18 protein-coding genes are annotated in these 17,238 nt (G+C 36.0%); 4 read left to right on the top strand and 14 right to left on the bottom strand.

All coding sequences use genetic code 11. The features are described 5' to 3' along the window. Positions 1–2: 2 nt before the first annotated feature. The 7 genes from ACQ5H4_RS04275 to ACQ5H4_RS04245 form a co-directional block, all read right to left on the bottom strand. Positions 3–458, bottom strand: a complete 456-nt coding sequence (locus ACQ5H4_RS04275) for a TlpA family protein disulfide reductase (protein ID WP_430773763.1) — start codon at positions 456–458, stop codon at positions 3–5. 81 nt (positions 459–539) lie between these two features. Continuing rightward, positions 540–1,082: a peroxiredoxin gene (locus tag ACQ5H4_RS04270; protein WP_119707375.1), complete on the bottom strand. Its 543-nt coding sequence runs from the start codon at positions 1,080–1,082 to the stop codon at positions 540–542. A 183-nt stretch (positions 1,083–1,265) separates the two neighbouring features. Then, positions 1,266–2,387, bottom strand: coding sequence for an N-acetyldiaminopimelate deacetylase (locus ACQ5H4_RS04265; protein ID WP_430773762.1), 1,122 nt, complete (start codon positions 2,385–2,387; stop codon positions 1,266–1,268). Positions 2,388–2,448: 61 nt separating this feature from the next. Continuing rightward, a complete protein-coding gene (gene dapD / locus ACQ5H4_RS04260) occupies positions 2,449–3,159 on the bottom strand; it encodes a 2,3,4,5-tetrahydropyridine-2,6-dicarboxylate N-acetyltransferase (RefSeq protein WP_430773761.1) in 711 nt (236 codons plus the stop codon). A 73-nt stretch (positions 3,160–3,232) separates the two neighbouring features. Continuing rightward, positions 3,233–4,111, bottom strand: a complete 879-nt coding sequence (gene ccpC / locus ACQ5H4_RS04255; RefSeq protein ID WP_430773760.1) for a transcriptional regulator CcpC — start codon at positions 4,109–4,111, stop codon at positions 3,233–3,235. 68 nt (positions 4,112–4,179) lie between these two features. Continuing rightward, on the bottom strand, positions 4,180–4,623 hold the full coding sequence (gene cbpB, locus ACQ5H4_RS04250) for a cyclic-di-AMP-binding protein CbpB (RefSeq protein WP_430773759.1): 444 nt from the start codon (positions 4,621–4,623) through the stop codon (positions 4,180–4,182). 125 nt (positions 4,624–4,748) lie between these two features. Further along, complete coding sequence (locus ACQ5H4_RS04245; protein ID WP_066059865.1) at positions 4,749–4,985, bottom strand: YkuJ family protein; 237 nt, start codon at positions 4,983–4,985, stop codon at positions 4,749–4,751. Between the two features lie 245 nt (positions 4,986–5,230). On the opposite strand from ACQ5H4_RS04245, the gene ACQ5H4_RS04240 reads away from it, so the two are divergent. Beyond that, complete coding sequence (locus ACQ5H4_RS04240) at positions 5,231–5,476, top strand: glutaredoxin family protein (RefSeq protein WP_430773758.1); 246 nt, start codon at positions 5,231–5,233, stop codon at positions 5,474–5,476. Positions 5,477–5,491: 15 nt separating this feature from the next. Here ACQ5H4_RS04240 and ACQ5H4_RS04235 read toward each other — a convergent pair whose 3' ends face one another. The 3 genes from ACQ5H4_RS04235 to ACQ5H4_RS04225 all read right to left on the bottom strand — a co-directional run bounded on the left by ACQ5H4_RS04235 (position 5,492) and on the right by ACQ5H4_RS04225 (position 7,888). After that, positions 5,492–6,127 carry a DUF3993 domain-containing protein gene (locus ACQ5H4_RS04235; protein WP_430773757.1) on the bottom strand — a complete coding sequence of 212 codons (636 nt, stop codon included), beginning with the start codon at positions 6,125–6,127 and terminating at the stop codon, positions 5,492–5,494. Positions 6,128–6,362: 235 nt separating this feature from the next. Next, a complete protein-coding gene (locus ACQ5H4_RS04230; protein ID WP_430773756.1) occupies positions 6,363–6,593 on the bottom strand; it encodes a hypothetical protein in 231 nt (76 codons plus the stop codon). 80 nt (positions 6,594–6,673) lie between these two features. Continuing rightward, positions 6,674–7,888, bottom strand: coding sequence for an EAL domain-containing protein (locus ACQ5H4_RS04225; protein WP_430773755.1), 1,215 nt, complete (start codon positions 7,886–7,888; stop codon positions 6,674–6,676). 150 nt (positions 7,889–8,038) lie between these two features. On the opposite strand from ACQ5H4_RS04225, the gene ACQ5H4_RS04220 reads away from it, so the two are divergent. Beyond that, positions 8,039–8,701, top strand: coding sequence for a C39 family peptidase (locus tag ACQ5H4_RS04220; protein ID WP_430773754.1), 663 nt, complete (start codon positions 8,039–8,041; stop codon positions 8,699–8,701). 39 nt (positions 8,702–8,740) lie between these two features. Here ACQ5H4_RS04220 and fadH read toward each other — a convergent pair whose 3' ends face one another. Continuing rightward, a complete protein-coding gene (fadH, locus tag ACQ5H4_RS04215; protein WP_430773753.1) occupies positions 8,741–9,505 on the bottom strand; it encodes a 2,4-dienoyl-CoA reductase in 765 nt (254 codons plus the stop codon). A gap of 193 nt (positions 9,506–9,698) precedes the next feature. Here fadH and ACQ5H4_RS04210 point away from each other — a divergent pair, with 193 nt between their 5' ends. Next, complete coding sequence (locus tag ACQ5H4_RS04210; RefSeq protein ID WP_430773752.1) at positions 9,699–10,580, top strand: metallophosphoesterase; 882 nt, start codon at positions 9,699–9,701, stop codon at positions 10,578–10,580. Between the two features lie 13 nt (positions 10,581–10,593). On the opposite strand, the gene ACQ5H4_RS04205 is transcribed toward ACQ5H4_RS04210, so the two are convergent. The 3 genes from ACQ5H4_RS04205 to ppx form a co-directional block, all read right to left on the bottom strand. Beyond that, positions 10,594–12,705: a putative bifunctional diguanylate cyclase/phosphodiesterase gene (locus ACQ5H4_RS04205; RefSeq protein WP_430773751.1), complete on the bottom strand. Its 2,112-nt coding sequence runs from the start codon at positions 12,703–12,705 to the stop codon at positions 10,594–10,596. Positions 12,706–12,857: 152 nt separating this feature from the next. Then, positions 12,858–14,948 carry an RNA degradosome polyphosphate kinase gene (locus ACQ5H4_RS04200; protein ID WP_430773750.1) on the bottom strand — a complete coding sequence of 697 codons (2,091 nt, stop codon included), beginning with the start codon at positions 14,946–14,948 and terminating at the stop codon, positions 12,858–12,860. Between the two features lie 100 nt (positions 14,949–15,048). Then, a complete protein-coding gene (gene ppx, locus ACQ5H4_RS04195) occupies positions 15,049–16,569 on the bottom strand; it encodes an exopolyphosphatase (RefSeq protein ID WP_430773749.1) in 1,521 nt (506 codons plus the stop codon). Between the two features lie 188 nt (positions 16,570–16,757). On the opposite strand from ppx, the gene ACQ5H4_RS04190 reads away from it, so the two are divergent. Next, positions 16,758–17,222 carry a YkyB family protein gene (locus tag ACQ5H4_RS04190; RefSeq protein ID WP_430773748.1) on the top strand — a complete coding sequence of 155 codons (465 nt, stop codon included), beginning with the start codon at positions 16,758–16,760 and terminating at the stop codon, positions 17,220–17,222. Positions 17,223–17,238: the final 16 nt, after the last annotated feature.

The following is a 17,238-nucleotide window of genomic DNA, read 5'->3' as shown; positions in this document are numbered from 1 at the left end:
TTTTACTCCGCTTTTTCCATTTCATCTAAAACACGATTTACGCGTTTTTCTAGCATTTTCATACCGCTTCCACCAGCTTGGAAATGACGAAGATTTCCATCTTTATCAAACACATAGTAAGCAGGTACGTACTGATTTTCAAATTCTTCCGTTAATTTATGTTCGCTGTCAACAAAGATGGGTTGTGTAATACCGTGTTCGTCAGCTGTTTTCTTGATTGCTTCAAGATCTAGATCTTCTTCGCTTCTTGGCATATGAACAGCGAGAACATTTAATTTATCCTTATATTCATCACGGAATTGATTCACTTGTGGCATTGCCTCTTTACATAAATAGCAGCTTACTGACCAAAAGTGAATTAATGTAGGTTTTTCTCCAACTAAGTCAGCTTTCGTTACCTCACCATTTAACCATTCGGTTGCTCCAGTTAACTCTGGCATTGGCGCTCTAAGTTTCATTTTACAACTCTCCCTGTAAATAATTTTCATAACTTAAAGAAAAGACCTAACATTACGTTAAGGCCTTTTCCACTTTGTTGATTAAAGAGTTTTTTGACCTGGCTTCCAGTTTGCTGGGCAAAGACCACCAGTTTGTAGCGCTTGAAGTACACGTAATGTTTCATCTACGTCACGACCGATATTGTTGTGGTTTACTACAGAGTACATCATTTCACCTTCTGGGCTGATGATGAATAGACCACGTAAAGCAATACCTTCTTCTTCAATTAATACTCCATATTCGCGTGAAACAACATGGTTTGTATCAGCAGCTAAAGGATATTTAAGATCGCCAAGTCCGTTTTCTTTACGATCTGTGTTGATCCAAGCTAAGTGAGTGTGAATGGTGTCAGTAGACACACCAATTACTTCAGCATCAAGGTCTTCGAACTCATCGTAACGATCCGACAATGCAGTGATTTCTGTAGGACATACGAAAGTGAAATCCATAGGATAAAAGAAAAGGACAGTCCACTTGTCGTTTTTCATGTTTTCTTCAAGACTTACTTTACCAAATTCCTTATTTGCAAGTACAGCATCCATCGCAAAGCGTGGAGCTTGTTTTCCTACCATACGTTCTGCCATTATAAATCCCTCCGTGTAAAAATATGTAGATATTGTGAAAAAAAATACAAATACAATTATAGTAGTAACCTAATGCTTGAGTCAATTGTTATGAAAGAATAGATGTTAAAAAAGAGTTATTAAAACAGCAACTAACCCACTATATGGTTTGCCCTATTTTTTTGTATAATAAACTCTCTTATTTTAATTTCCTTTATAATTTAAGTATGAGGTTAGAAGCATAATCGCTTTCTCAATTGCATCTTCATTGGGATTTAATTTTGAATGATGTAGTCCATGCTTAGACTCAACCCCTAGCCAAAACATGAAGCCAGGTATCTCTTCTAGCATGTACCCAAAATCTTCTCCTGTCATCGCTTCCTTACATTCAATTACGTGAACAGAGGATTGTTCCTCTACAAAATTCATAAATTCTCTTGTTAAGGAATGGTCATTATATACTTGATGATACATACTACCGTAATCTATCTTAACCTCGCACTCGTATCCAGTAGCTACCCCTTGTATGATAGACTCAATTCTTTTCTTCACTTTTTTCATCGAATCAACTGAGAGGGTCCGTATCGTGCCTTCTAGTCTAGCCTTCTCAGCAATGACATTCTGAACGGTCCCACCAGTAATTTTTCCAATCGTAATAACTGCGCTATCCAATGGGTCAACATTTCTACTGATAATCGTTTGTAGTTGACTTACAAGGCTGCAAGCGGCAATTACCATATCATTCGTTTGGTGAGGATAGGCGGCATGTCCACCTTTTCCGACTAAGTCTATAAAAAGTTCAGATGTATTAGCAAATAAAAGGCCTTCTCTTGTTGCAATTGTACCAACAGGATACTCTGGTGCAATATGCAGGGCAATAATCATATCGGGCTTCCACTCTTGCATTTCCCTAGACTTAAGCATAGGTTCTGCCCCACCGGGACCCTCCTCAGCAGGTTGAAATATAAACAGCATATCATCCTGAATAGGTTGGTGGACGATGTTAGTTAATACTCCTAATCCAATACTCATATGAAAGTCATGGCCACAAGCATGCATTTGTTCAGCATGAGTAGACTGAAAAGGAAGCTCGGTTTCTTCTATTATTGGCAGCCCATCAATATCAGCCCGATAACCTATTAGTTTTCTTGGATTTAGCCCATGTACCTTTACGAATAAACCTGTTTCCCATTTCTTTACTTCTAACCGCTCTTTTGGCAAAGATTCAATATATGATAATAAATATTTCTGCGTTTTAAACTCCTGAAAGCCAAGCTCAGGGATTTGATGCAAGTCTCTCCGTATTTGAACAAACGGATTACTCATTACTTCTCCCCCTTTATTTAAGGAGAAAGCGTGGATAGAAATCCACGCTTTCAAAAATGTATTATAGCTGACGTAATGCTTGGATTACTTCCGTTTTTGATAATGTTTTCTCATCCGCTTGTTTGATGACACGTGCAGGAACACCTGCAACTACTGCACCAGCTGGAACGTCCTCGATAACCACTGCACCAGCAGCTACACGAGCACCTTTTCCAACGCGAATTCCTTCTAAGACAACAACATTTGCTCCAATAACAACATCATCCTCGATCACAACAGGGCTTGCAGAAGGTGGTTCAATAACGCCTGCTAACACAGATCCAGCACCGATATGGCAGTTTTTACCTACAGTAGCTCGTCCACCTAAAACAACGTTCATGTCGATCATCGTTCCTTCACCAACTACCGCACCAATATTAATAGATGCGCCCATCATGATAACAGCATTGTCACCAATTTCAACTTGATCACGAATAACAGCACCTGGCTCAATACGCGCCTTAATATTTTTCATATCTAAAAGTGGAATAGCTGAGTTTCTTCTGTCATTTTCAACAACATAGTCCTCAATTTTTCCTTTGTTTGCTTCTAATGCTTCACTAACTTCGCTCCACTCACCAAATACAACTCCTGTATTTCCAGTGATAAAGGCCTTTGCGCTTGCCCCAAAGTCAACTCCTTCAAGATCACCTTTTATGTATACCTTTACTGGTGTTGCTTTTTTGCTATTTTGAATAAACGAAATGATTTCGTTTGCATCCATCATTTTCATATCTTTCCCTCCAATTTGTACAATCTAAAAATTACTTTAACAAACAACCGCATTCAAGACAAGTGGGAACCCTTTAGCTTTCATTAATAAATTCTTTAATTATTTCCACAAATGCTTGGACTTGTTTTAACTTAAAGGAAGATTCATATCCCATAAGCCAAGTGTCCCGTTTTAAGGGCATTCCAGCTTCATCAAGTAATGGAATTTTAAATATATCGTTATCCATCTGATTTAGTGTAATAGCAGGTAATATGGCAAAGCCAATTCCATTCAGAGCCATTTGTTTACATGTTTCAATCTGATCCACGACTAATGTTCTTTTTGTTGAGGTTTGAAAATTCCGGTACCACCAATCTTGGATTTCCTGAAAATAATTGGAATCGCTTTTAAATTGAATAAATGGTCGATCTGTTTTCAATACTTGTTCTGGGCTAGTGATCACCTTGTCCACTAAATAAAGACTATCTTCGAACAAATGCATCTTTACACCCTTCCATTCAGGTGTACCACGGATTATTCCGATATGGGCTTGATCTTCATAAAGTGCCTTTGAAATTTCACTGCTCCAGCCAGTTATAAGAGCTATTTTTGCATGAGGATATCTGTTCATGTATTTCTTTAGTACTTTGGGAAGCCAGTTTTGACCTACTATGGAGGCTACAGCTATTTTTAACGTTCCATATACCTCTGTATCAAGTCCGTGAATCGCTTCTTTTACTTTTTCTTCTTTCCCTAATACTTCGTTGGCAAACTCAATAACAAGCTCTCCTGCTGGAGTAAGTGTTAATCCCTTTTGTGAACGAATAAATAGCTTAGTTCCCCATTCTTTCTCAATCGTTTGTAATCTTTGGGAAAGAGCAGGCTGAGAAACAAATAATCTCTCTGCGGCTTTTCTCATATTCATTTCAGTTGCTAGTACGGATAATAATTGAAACTCTGATAGTGTAGACACAACATCCCTCGGTTAATAAGTTTTACTTATATTATAATTGAAAAAAGCCCCCAAAAGGGAGCATATCTTTATTTATTTAATTTTTTTATATGCTTATTTAAGTGGAACAAAACTGTTCTGCGAGTTAAAATTCCTTCAAAAATTCCCTCTGCACTTTCGATACAAATAAACGGATGATCAATAAGAGTTTCAAGAGAGCTTTTTATACTAGCATCAATTGATATCCGAGGAACATCTTTATTCATGACCTCTTCAACCTTCTTTTCCTCAAGTTTCTCAAACTCAATCCGCTCTAAACCTAATATAGACTCCATAATAATTGGAGTACCTATTAATCCATGAAGCTTATAATGTGGATCAAGAACTGGTATAGCCGTATAGCCACTTTTCGTTAACACCAATAAAGCATGTTCTAAATTGTTTTTAACTTGCACATGTGCTACACGTTCAGATGGTATCATTAAATCTCTAATATTGATTTCTAAAAATTCCCCACTGTGAAGACTTATCATCGTCGAAAACTCCTCATCTCTTGTTTTCAGCTATATATATTTTATCACAGTTTGAAAGGGTTTGCTCTTTTTAACTTCTTTACATACAAAAGGGACCAATAAATGGTCCCTCTATGTATAAGTGGTTACTGTATGAGATCAAAGATTTCAATAGTAATCATATCGATGTTGTCGAATTGGTATCTCTTCGGTTTTTCTTTGTCATTGTATACTTCTAGTTCAAATGTTTCTGTTTTTGGGTGAAAAGTAACCTGACACTTTCTTTCTCCATTAACTTCAAAAAAGCGTTGAGCTGGCTCACCTGAACTCGCTTGCTCTTGAAGATTTTTTAAACGTGTAATGATTCCTTGAAGCTGCGACATACTCTCTCTCCTTTCGAAACAAACCTATTGATACTCCTAGGTTTCTCTTTTGACATGTTTCTATACGAAAAAAGAAATCAGAAAATTCGTGCCATCCTTCTTTACATGCCAATAATAACAGCATAAAATAATGAAGGGTATTTGTACAAGGAAAAGTATAAAAAACGAGGGTTTTTTTTGAAAAATGTAGGAACCACTCAGAAATTGTCGACAAAATAAACATAAACCAAGAATAGAGGAATACGATGAACAAAGTTACATTATACACCCAGCCAGGCTGTCCCCCTTGCGAATTTACGAAAAACTTTTTTAATGATCAAAATATCTCCTATGAACTAAAGGATATTAAAAAAGATTCATCCGCTCGAGATGAATTAATTAAGCTTGGTTCATACTCTACGCCAACCATTGTAATTAATGGAGATGTGATTATCGGATTTGAACAAGAGCGAATTATAGAAGCACTTGGTCTATCAAACAAAAACGAGTAGAGCTTTTATTACGCTCTACTCGTTTTCAATTGCTAAGTAATGGTTGAAAAAGCTCGCGGTCAACTTTATATGATGAAGAGTGCTAATCAATAGTGCTTGAAATGGATTGTTTTTTTCTAGACTACTCTTTTTTTCCTCTTCTTTTTCAAGAACAATATCTGTGGATGGATTAAAATCGTATAAATAATCACTTACTTTCCATACCCCTGTATTCTCCTTTTTCAAAATGATCGCTTCATAATGGTCTTTATAAGTTATCGGTCCCTCATTTTGCCCTTCAAAGAATTCATACACATAAATACTGTTTTTATTTATGATTACTTCTGTTTGATCAGAAAATTGAAAAAACGGAATGTAGTAAGGTGCAAAGTCCGTTCCATATGTAAACTGTAAGCCATTTTCCTCCACAATATTTTCCTTTATAAAAAGCTGATTATAGGAATCCGTAAAGTAAGGCTTTAATATCGAATTTACTTCTTCTTCTGTTCTTCCTTCTTCACTTAACATCATTTGTGCCTGAAACGCTTCATGCAATAAACCAAGAACATCTTCTCTTGTTTCAATCGTTGATTTAGAAGCAGCTTGTCCAATTAAAGGAAAAAAGAATAGAATGGAAAATACCAATAATAGCATACGTTTTTTTCGACTCATAAGCTCACTTTCCCTTCCTCTTAATAATTTCCATTTTAACAACAATCTCATCCCTTGATGCACGCATTCGTTCGTAAAATAACGTGCTAATCTGACATTTATATAGATGAAGTTACCCTTTGTGACAACAGATATAACTTTTTATGAAGAAAAAGGCGAAAAAATAAGGAAAAATACCTACAAAGATAAAAAAGGATGTTCTAAAAAAGACAAAAAACCCCTAAAATAGAGGTTTTTACGAAAGGTTATAAAATAAGATGATTAGAATCAGCAGCAAAAAGAATATCCCATATGTTAGAAAAACCGGATTTCGCAAATATATATGCGATTGGACCTTTGTTGGAAGAGGTGTATCCGACTCTGGTTTTAATTGCTTTGGTCTTCTTGTTACGGCTAATGTATATCCTAATGAAAAAACGAGGACACCCATGGAAACAAATAATAAGATTGACATATAGGTACTCAAGGAGAACTCCTCCTTTATAATTGGTCATATCATTACGATTCCACAATAGTCCTCGTTTATTCTTTTATGAACAGGGCAAATTATAACAAACCGTCATTGTCATAAAGAAAGGCATACGAAAGGTCGATAAACAAGTAATGCTTTGTGCTTAATGGGTAAGAGAATGTTCGAATATTATCACCAATTTCAATATCGCTGTACACATCCGATAATATGCCTTTTTTCTCCAAGCGCATTTTATGAATATTTTCTAAAAAATAGGGTCTCCAGCTCCAGTTTTTATTCATATATTCGACTTGGCTAACCCATTCTTGATCACCTTTAAATAAGTTTGGTGATACTTGGAACCCATCTTCATCACAAATGTACAAGCGAAAAGCGATTGAATCTAATTCCTTCGTTAAGGATCCTAAAAATTCCTCATACTTTTCTTGCTTTTTATATTTGGATACTAAATCCTGCATTCGAAGTTGAAAGGATTCTGTGATTTGATGTAAAGTTTCGATTCGCTTTTTCTCATAGGCTATAAAGCGGTGAAACTCTTCCTTTAGTTTATCCTTTAATATCGTACGCTCTACAAAATCTTTTGCAGGTTTATGTAGGTAAAACCCTTGGTAATATCTTCCTCCATTTTTCCATGCGAATTGGAGTTGGTAAACCATTTCAATGTTTTCAAAGAGTAGAGTTGCACCAATTTTTCGCGCTAGTAGAGAAAGTGAGTACAATATATCTTGAAACCCTTGTGAAGAACGGTTAGAACGAAGGGCACGCAAGTCCACTTTCAAAATATTAGGAGAAAGCTGCCCAATTCGATCCAAGTGACTGCTTTCATGTCCTAGCTTATCTATCGCTATTTTAATCCCTAATGTCTTTAAATAATTGAGAAAATGATCGAGTTGATCAAGCTCACCTTTATAATTAGATTCCGAAATTTCAAGCACATATCTATTTAACGGTAATCCAAGCTCTTCGTATTCGTGCAGTACTTCTAAAAAAGGATCATCTGCACCCTTCATCAACAAATCCGCATCTCTGTTAATAAAGATTAAGAGGTGTTCATCAACCTCTAGAAAACGATCGAGTGCTTTTTTTAATACAACTTGGTCAACTTCCGTTCTGTATTCTTCGGGAATACTTGAATCATGAAAAAACGGACCAAGACTTATATACTCCGAGCCATCATAGTACCTTCCTAATACCTCATAACCAATAACCTGGTGTTCATCCGCACTGAATATCGGTTGAAAAAAAGGAAGTACATTTTCAAGATCAGTTAAGATATCCAATGCATCCAATTACGATCGCTCCTTACATCCATCTTTTCAATAATTATACCATAAAAAGGCTTAATATTCCTTTTCCATGAACCACTTCCAAAAACCTTACCTTATAATCACCCTTCCTTTTTTGCATTCTAAGCTTAACCACCGAAAGGAAGGTACAAAATGAAAATAAAATCAATATTACTTTCCATATTTTTAGTGATGAGCATTCCTTTCTCAACATTCGCACAAAGTAACACTTTGCTGGATGTTCCTCTAATCAAGCAAAATCCAGAATTAAGGTATGGATGTGAGGTTACAAGCCTCGCTATGATGCTGCAATTTGCTGGAGTGAATACAAATAAAATGGATCTTTACAATAAAATAAAAAAAGACAATGATCCATTGGTAAAACAAAATGGTGATATTATTCGTTGGGGAGATCCAGATGTAGGATTTGTTGGAGATATGACTGGCCAAAGAGCTGGATATGCGGTGTTTGATGGTCCAATGATTGATTTAATTAATACTTATCTGCCAGGAAAGGCCGTTAATCTAACCCATAAACCGTTTCATGAAATTGAAGCACATGTTGCAAAGGGCTTTCCTGTTGTAGTGTGGACAACAGGTGATTACCGTTTACCAGACAGACCTGAATCTTGGATGCATGGTAATAAAAAGATTGATACACCTCTTGATTTACATGCAGTTGTTGTAGTTGGCTATGATCAATCATTTGTTTATTTGAATGATCCTTTATCCGGCGGAAAACAGGTGAAAGTGAATAAGCAACAATTTCTACAGTCTTGGAACGCATTAAAAAATAGAGCGGTAAGCTATCAATAAAAAATAACAGGCTAGTTCCGACTAGCCTGTCTATTTATCTTAAAATGGATGCTGATTAAGCCATTGCCCACCGTCCATCGTAATACAATCTCCATTAATGTATTGCGCACCTTCTGAGCTTAAAAAATAGGCCAATTCAGCGATTTCCTCAGGAGTACCTAGTCTTCCTAGTGGGACGCTTGAAAGAGTTCGATTGGCTGCTTCTTGGGATTCCCATAACCGTTGTGCACCACCCGTTCGTTCAATCGGTCCAGGTGCAATAGCATTAACTCTTATGCCATATCTTTGCCCCCACTCAACAGCAAGCGTTCTTGTCATGGATAGTACTCCCGCTTTTGCAGCTGCTGAATGAATCACTCCCGCACCTGCATTCCATGCATATGTAGCAACCATATTTATGATACTCCCCTTTATCCCTTTACCAATCCAATACTTACCCACCTCGCTGCTACAATAAAACGTACCGTTTAACACAATATTTATCACGGAATTCCATCCATTCACAGATAGCTTTTCCGCTGGACATATAAAGTTTCCAGCTGCATTATTAATGAGAATGTCGATCCGCCCGAATGCTTCATCCGTCAGCTGGACCATTTTTTTTACGTCCTCCACTTCTCTAACATCCATTTTTATAGTTAGAACTTGGTTATTTTCTTTTTCAATTTCTTTTTTTGCCGATTGTAGTTTTTCCTCATCTCTTCCTGTAATAACCACATAAAAACCGCTATTAGCAAACTTTTTTGCCATTGCTTTCCCCATGCCGGATGATCCGCCTGTAATAATAACAACTTTCCTCTCCATCTTCCATCCCCCTTTTTTAAAAAAAGAATGAACACTCATTCATTTATATTTTATCATTTTTTATTCTACATCTGTATACATATATTTCATGGACAAGAATTTAATCACGCCTTTTTAGTTCTCATATCTCCCTGATTTTGTTAGTATAAAGTGGATTGTCCTAAATTTAGAAATGAGAATAGGTTGATTAGTAATGAACACAAAAATGTCGAGAAGACGATTTTTGAAAAGAGGAATTGGCACTTTTCTAACGGGAATTGTTGCTGTCGGTGGAGGTGGCTTCTATGCTCGAGAAATTGAGCCAAAGCTATTAACGATAAAGAAACACACGATCACTCACCCCAAGATTCCTAATGGTTTCAACGGCTTTAAAATCCTACAATTCAGCGATACGCATGTTGGATTTCAATATGATTTATCCCAACTTAAAGAATTGGTCAATAAAATAAATTCACTTGAGCCCGACATGATTCTTTTTACGGGTGATCTAATGGATACACCTAATCAGTATGTTGAAATTAACTCACTCGCACCGATTTTAAAAAATCTCCAAGCTCCATTTGGTTCGTTTGCTATATATGGGAACCACGATCACGGAGGCTATGGTTCAGATTTATATCGAAATGTTATGAAAGAAGCTGGGTTTACCCTTTTATTGAATGAAGCTCATCAAGTCTCTCTTCTTACAAATGAGATTTTGTATATCGCTGGAATTGATGATGCAATGTTAGGCAGGCCAGATATTCAAGCGACATTGGAAAGCATCCCTGATGAGGCTTATACCATCCTTTTATCACATGCACCTGATTTAGCCGACCAGGCTGCTGACATAGGAAATGTTCAACTCCAATTAAGTGGGCATAGTCATGGTGGACAAATTCAAATTCCTTTTTTAGGAGCTATTATTAAGCCCCCGTTTGCCAAAAAATATTATGAAGGATTTTATCAAATTGGACAGACCAGTGATCCTTTGACTCTATATGTAAGTAGAGGCTTAGGTACAACTAGGCTTCCCTTTCGGTTTCTCTCTCCACCTGAAATTACCTTATTTACTCTTCAAACACTACAAAAATAAAACAGACCGCCCATTATGAGTTGGTCGGTCTGTTAAAAATAATTTGTTGAATATCCATGTTACTTAATGGTTTTGAATAAAAGTAACCTTGTCCCTTATGACAGTTTGTATTTAAAAGAAAATTTGCCTGTGCTTCTTCTTCAATCCCCTCAGCAACTACTTTCATGCCAAGGCTATTTGCTAGGTGAATAATCGTTGTTGTAATAGCAGCATCCTTTTCGTTATTATGGATACCTCGGATAAACGATTGATCTACTTTGAGAACATCAATGGGAAAGCTTTTTAAATAGTTTAAGGATGAGTACCCGGTACCAAAATCGTCAATTGCAATACTAATCCCTAAGTCCTTTAAACTTTTAAGTATTGGAGCGGTTTCAGCCGTATCCTGCATCACTCCCTCTGTAATCTCAATTTCAAGCAAGGAAGGATTAATTTGAAACGTCTGGATCGCCTTTTGAATCGTACTTACAAGAGTTGGTTGTTGAAATTGTTTCGCTGATATATTTATTGCAATCGAAATTTCTTCTGCACAAAGTTCATTCCATTCCTTTATTTGCATACAAGCTTGTTCAATGACCCAATTACCTATAGGAATAATCAAACCCGTATCTTCCGAAAGAGGGATAAATTCCGATGGAGGGACCAACCCAAACTCCTTTGAATTCCACCTAATCAGCGCTTCAAAACTATTGATCTTTCCACTACTTAGTTCTACCTGTGGCTGATATAATAGTATTAATTCATCACGCTCTAGAGCTTTTCTAAGTTGCGTCTCTAACGAAACGATATTAGCAAATGATTGTGTTTTATCACTTCGATAAAACTGATAATGTGCTTTTCCCTTCTCTTTCACACGAAACAATGCTTCATCAGCGTTTTTGATTAATGTTTCTGCATCTTTCCCATCCTGTGGATACATGCTTAATCCTATGCTTGGTGAAATATAATATTCATGTGAGTTCAAATAAAAGGACTTTGCAAATCGGTTCAAAATATTTTGTGCCAACTGGTTCGCGCTTTGGCGATTTCCCCTTAAAAGAACAATAAACTCATCTCCACCCTGTCTGTAAACCTTATAATCATCAGTTCGATCAACACTTAATCGTTCAGCCACCTTAATTAATATTTGATCACCTGCAAAATGTCCTAGAGAATCATTTAGTTGTTTAAAACGGTCAATATCAATGGATAGAAGAGAAAAAGGTTCCTCTTTATTACTATCAGAATGATTTAATAGTAGATCTAAATCGCGTAATAATGCCCTTCTATTATATAACCCCGTTAACTGGTCATGAAATGCCATGAACTTTATCGTCTCAGCATTTATCGCCTGCTCCGTAATATCTCGAAAAATCAAATAAATTCCTGTAATTTTATTATGAATGGTAAAAGGTATCGTTTTTAATTGGACCGTAATTTTCCTTTTACTGCTGTTAACGAACCGGAAGTCTAAAGTTTCTAAAGAAATCCCCGAGAGAGAATGCTCGATAAATTCTCGAAATTTATTAACGTCAGATTCATCAACAAAATCAAAAATGGTTTTTTTCTTTAACTCATCGACCGTAAATCCTGATAGAATTTCACTAGCTGGATTCGCGTCAATAATATCGCCTACACGAGTTGCGAGAATAACCCCATCCAGATTATGATCCACAATAGAACGATAACGCTGTTCCGTCACTTTAAGCCGACTCTTTTCCACCTCTAACTCTGTAATATCACGAGTTACAGACACAACAAATCTGACTTCTTGATTTTCATTAAGGACTGGCGTTAAAATCGACTGCCCATGAACCAGCCTTCCATCCTCTAATGTTGATTGATCAATAAGCACTTGAATTTCTTTTGATTCTATTACATTCATGTATGCGGCTTGAAGTCTTTTAGCAGTCTCTGTAGGCATTACCTCAAATAAGGTTTTCCCCATCGTTTCCACTGTCAGCCTTGCATGTGTCGCACCAGATTTATTGGCAAAAACGTATCGAAATTGATCTCCGTCCACCTTCATAATGAACACCATATCATTAATATGGTTAAGGATAATATCAAAGATCATTCCTTCTATTTCACGTCTATTTTTATCATTAATCACTTCACGAGAGATTACCTTTTTAAACTGCTCCATCCCATCATCCTCGTTTGTACCTGAGCATTTGTGTGTTGTCTTAGAAAACTTCTTAACTTATATTATCCTTAAATATCGATAGTATCGTCAAGATGTTTCGTAAAGTGTACAACTTTTGAAAAATAATAAAAAAAGAGATACCCTTTTGTATCTCATTCTTCATCTTCTCTTAATTGATAGGTTTCTTTCATTAGTTCTACTTGGTGGTTTAGTAAATTCTCATTGTTTGAGGAGACATAAGAGTACTTCCCATCTTGATGCTGTTCTCTGGCTTTTACATTGTCTGAAAGCTGGAGATTCAATATATGGGTGATTCTGTCTTTGTGATGATTTTCAAAGATTGGAAATAGAATTTCTACTCGTTTCTCCATATTTCTAGTCATCATATCTGCAGAAGACAAATAGACTTTTTCCTCCCCGTTATGGTAGAAATAATAAATACGGCTATGCTCCAAAAAACGACCAACAATACTTATGACCCGAATATTTTCACTCACCATTGGAATCTTTGGTTTTAAGCAGCAAATACCACGAATAATTAAATCGATTTTTACTCCAGCAGACGAAGCTTCATAGAGTTTCATGATCAATTCCTTATCGGTTAGGGAGTTCATCTTTGCAATAATCCTGCCATTTTTGTGTTGCTTATGATAGGCTATTTCCTTATCAATTAATTCAATAAACTTACCCCTTATATCATATGGTGCAACAACGATATGATTATACTTTGGTTTCTCTGTATATCCACTCAAAAAATTAAAAAAGTTTGTTGCATCAATACCAAATTTTCGTTTAGAAGTTAAATAACCAATGTCTGTATAATAATTGGCTGTTTGATCATTGTAGTTTCCGGTCCCTAAATGAACAAATCTTTCTATCGTTTGATTTCTTCTTCTAACTACTAATGTAATTTTACTATGCGTTTTTAAATGGGTCATACCATAAATAACATGACAGCCAGCTTTCTCAAGTTCTTTCGCCCAATGAACATTATTTTCCTCATCAAACCTAGCTTTTAACTCAACTAGAACAGTCACCTGCTTTCCGTTCTCGGCAGCATTTTTAAGAGCGGTAATAATGGGGGAATCACCACTTACACGATACAAAGTTTGTTTGATCGCTAAGACATCTGGGTCACTGGCAGCTTCTGTAACAAAGTCGACAACAGGTTGAAACGATTCGTACGGATGATGTAATAAAACATCTTCTTCAAGTAACTTCGTAAATAGATCTTCGTCAAAATCAAGATCCACTGGCTTTTGAGGAATAAAGGCTTCAAAGCTTAAACGCTCTCTTTTTCTTGATAAATGCTTTGAAAACTGGGCTAAAAATGTATGATCGAGTGGCCCATTAATTCTGTAAATATCCTCTTCGTCCAATTCTAGTTCTTTAGTTATATGTTCAACAACAGAGTTATCAAAATGGTCATCACTTATCTCTAAACGAACAGCCGCTCCCCATTTTCGTTTTTTCAGCTCTTTTTCAATTTCTAGTAATAGGTCTCTTGACCCTTCTTCATGAATCGTTAAATCAGCATTTCTCGTAATACGAAAAGGGGTTACAGATACTACTTTATATCCTTTAAACAACTTGTGTATAAAATAGCAAATTACATTTTCTAAAAGAACAAAGGAGCTACCTTCGTCACTTGGTATACAAACAAAACGATTAAGAACCGCTGGTACTTGAACAAAAGCAAGACGATTACTCACCTGGCCCTCTATGTACTCTTGTAACAATACGGCAAGGTTTAAACTTTTGTTTGATAGCATCGGAAAAGGACGATACGCATCAATAGCCATTGGAGTTAAAACAGGAAAGATCTGTTCTTCAAAATATTCTTCTAAAAAAGAAATTTGACTTTTATCTAAACCAGTAATGGCAAGGAGGTAAATAGATTCCTTTTTAAGTTCCGGAAGGAGAATGTTGGTAAACGTTTCACATTGAGTATTCACCAGATTATGAGTAAACTTTGAAATTTCATCAAGCTGTTGCTTTGGTGTTAATCCTGCTTTATTTTCTGGTCTATTATATCCAGCATCCACTTGGTCCTGTAATCCAGCAACTCTAACCATAAAAAATTCATCTAGATTAGAACTAAAAATCGATAGAAATTTAAGCCTTTCAAGAAGTGGGTTACTCTTATCAAGTGCCTCTTCAAGTACTCTTTCATTAAATGCTAACCAGCTTAACTCACGGTTATTATAATAGGAAGGTAGATTGTATTGCCTTTCACCATTCATTGGTCTCCCATCCTTTATCAACAGTATTCGACATTGATATATTTTCATCTTATCAAAATTATAAATAGGATTTTGTAAAGAAATTGTAAATTTGTACCTTTTAACTTTTTGAGACGAAATTAAGAGTAATCTTATATTTTAATGACTTCTCTAAATGACGAATCTGCTTTTCTGCTTGATACTGTTCAACAAATGTATTACCCTCACAATATAATCGAAGCAGAAGCTCATCCTGTCTTTTTTGTACTTTAATTTTTTTTACCAGCATACGTTTGGATGAATCGAGAGCAGAGGCAAGCTTCACCATTGCACCAGCTATTCGAATATCCTTTAATTCTTCCTTTGAAAACCATTCTATAAAAGGCGTGGAATATTGCTTTAGTAGTGCCCAGCTTTTAAATGATGCAATAAAGGCAAGAATAAGTCTTTCCTTGTGCGTAATCCCGTCTATTGATTGATGAGCTAGGAGATTAAAGGTATGCTGGCTGCTAACATCCGAATCGACGTATTGCCCGATATAATATATGCGTGCACTTTGTTCAATTAGACGCTCACTATATTCATTTGTTGTATTCCCGAACACATTAGAAAGTTCGAAATAAATTTGTTTTGCTAACCATGCCACATGATCAGAATGGCCTTCCTCAATCCCATAATCTCTTATCAAGTGATCAATACTGCTTTCTAAAATAAAATCAGATGGTTTCTTTCCCCCGCTTTTTTCTTTGTAAAGGATTCCTTCTCTTAGGCCCCTTTTACTAAAAATAAACCGTGTTGCTTGAACATACATACAAAGCATGTCGAATACTTCAAGGGCTGGAAGGATGATGTCTGCTCTGTCTTTTGAAAGTCCCTCTAATTTTTCAATATCAGCAATTTCCATACTCGCCATCATTTGTAATATATTATTTAGATCATCAGGACTCATATCATACTGGTGAATTCCTGCTAATGGATAGTTTTTTAAATGTTGATGAACTTGAGCAATGTTTCTCGCGCTTCCCCCAATAGCAACAATCGGAACCTGTTTGTTCTTCAGCCAAGGTAATGATTCAAAAGCTTCAGAGATCATTTTTTTCAGAGCCATTCTTTCATCATTTGTCATCCGACTTCCACTCGAAAATTTTTCCTTTAAAGACACAACACCAAACGGAAAACTATGCGATTGTACTAGCGTCTTATTTTGATAATACGTAATTTCTGTGCTTCCCCCACCAATATCTATAGTCACACCATCTTTTACAGCAGTAGTGTTCACTACGGCCAAAAAGCCAAGATAAGCTTCTTCTTCCTCACTTAAAATTTCGATATCAAAGCCTAGCTCTATTTTTATCTTTTCAAGAACTTCAGACTTATTTACTGCCTGTCGTATGGTTGCTGTAGCCACACATTTTACTTCTCTTATTCCATGAAAGTTAATAATTTCTTTAAATCCTTTAAGGATTGTTAGACATTTCTGAACACCTTCATGGGAGAGAACTTTCTCTTCATTTAAATACTTTCTAAGCCTTGCTACAGCCTTAATATTTTCAACTTCTTTGTAGAAATGGTTGATGGTTTCTATATAAATCACTAATCGTATGGTGTTCGATCCTATATCGATTACAGCCCACTTATTCATCTGTTCAAACTCCTTTACTATTCACTATTATATTTATTCTATTCCACGTTTGACATTCCTCTAACCATTCAACCTTATCAGATACCTTGTTTTTTTATCATCAAACATCTCAGAGCCATTTTCTTTCCAACTAAAAAAAGGTATAATAACAATACAGTAGTTTGAATGAGTGAAAGGAGCTCAAAACCTTGAGTCAGGAAAAAACACATCATCCTCCCATAAAACCAACGATAGAAAACCTCTCACAGGCAATCTTCATTGTGAATCGTCATGCAAAAACCGCTCCAAATCCAAAATATTTATACGAGTTGAAGCGAAACGCCTTACAAAAACTTATAAAAGAAGGAAAAGCAAGAAAGGAAGGATTACACTTCTCGAACAATCCTAGATACAGCCAACAACAATCAGATGTACTCGTTGTGTGTGGAAACTACTCCTTTCATCTTCCCCCATCAAAACAGGACTTCGAGAGTCTACCACACTTAGGAAAATTAGATAATAATATTCGTAATCCAAGAGCTGTTCTATCTCTTAATCAGGCAAAGAAGCTTCTATCTAAATACACCGGAATGAAAGAAGAAATGAATACTACTTATAAGAAAAAAGGTTATGAGAAACCTGTCTTTAAAAAACTAGGTGAAAGCTATTTTTAAAAAAAGGGTGTTCCTA

The sequence above is a fragment of the Bacillus coreaensis genome, from assembly GCF_050586445.1.
GTDB classification, from domain to species: domain Bacteria; phylum Bacillota; class Bacilli; order Bacillales; family Cytobacillaceae; genus Robertmurraya_A; species Robertmurraya_A coreaensis.
This window is presented reverse-complemented; position numbering and strand designations above follow the sequence as displayed.

Excerpts from the sequence above, each read along its gene's own strand:
- ACQ5H4_RS04205 (WP_430773751.1), bottom strand. The coding sequence starts at position 12,705 with ATGGAGCAGTTTAAAAAGGTAATCTCTCGTGAAGTGATTAATGATAAA.
- dapD (WP_430773761.1), bottom strand. The coding sequence starts at position 3,159 with ATGAAAATGATGGATGCAAACGAAATCATTTCGTTTATTCAAAATAGC.
- ACQ5H4_RS04245 (WP_066059865.1), bottom strand. The coding sequence starts at position 4,985 with ATGTCGCAGCTTCAAGGAATCATTACACGTTTAAAAAATCTTCAAGAG.
- cbpB (WP_430773759.1), bottom strand. The coding sequence starts at position 4,623 with ATGATAAGTCTTCACAGTGGGGAATTTTTAGAAATCAATATTAGAGAT.
- ACQ5H4_RS04275 (WP_430773763.1), bottom strand. The coding sequence starts at position 458 with ATGAAACTTAGAGCGCCAATGCCAGAGTTAACTGGAGCAACCGAATGG.
- ACQ5H4_RS04265 (WP_430773762.1), bottom strand. The coding sequence starts at position 2,387 with ATGAGTAATCCGTTTGTTCAAATACGGAGAGACTTGCATCAAATCCCT.
- ACQ5H4_RS04235 (WP_430773757.1), bottom strand. The coding sequence starts at position 6,127 with ATGAGTCGAAAAAAACGTATGCTATTATTGGTATTTTCCATTCTATTC.
- ACQ5H4_RS04220 (WP_430773754.1), top strand. The coding sequence starts at position 8,039 with ATGAAAATAAAATCAATATTACTTTCCATATTTTTAGTGATGAGCATT.
- ACQ5H4_RS04200 (WP_430773750.1), bottom strand. The coding sequence starts at position 14,948 with ATGAATGGTGAAAGGCAATACAATCTACCTTCCTATTATAATAACCGT.
- ACQ5H4_RS04240 (WP_430773758.1), top strand. The coding sequence starts at position 5,231 with ATGAACAAAGTTACATTATACACCCAGCCAGGCTGTCCCCCTTGCGAA.
- ACQ5H4_RS04270 (WP_119707375.1), bottom strand. The coding sequence starts at position 1,082 with ATGGCAGAACGTATGGTAGGAAAACAAGCTCCACGCTTTGCGATGGAT.
- fadH (WP_430773753.1), bottom strand. The coding sequence starts at position 9,505 with ATGGAGAGGAAAGTTGTTATTATTACAGGCGGATCATCCGGCATGGGG.
- ppx (WP_430773749.1), bottom strand. The coding sequence starts at position 16,569 with ATGAATAAGTGGGCTGTAATCGATATAGGATCGAACACCATACGATTA.
- ACQ5H4_RS04210 (WP_430773752.1), top strand. The coding sequence starts at position 9,699 with ATGAACACAAAAATGTCGAGAAGACGATTTTTGAAAAGAGGAATTGGC.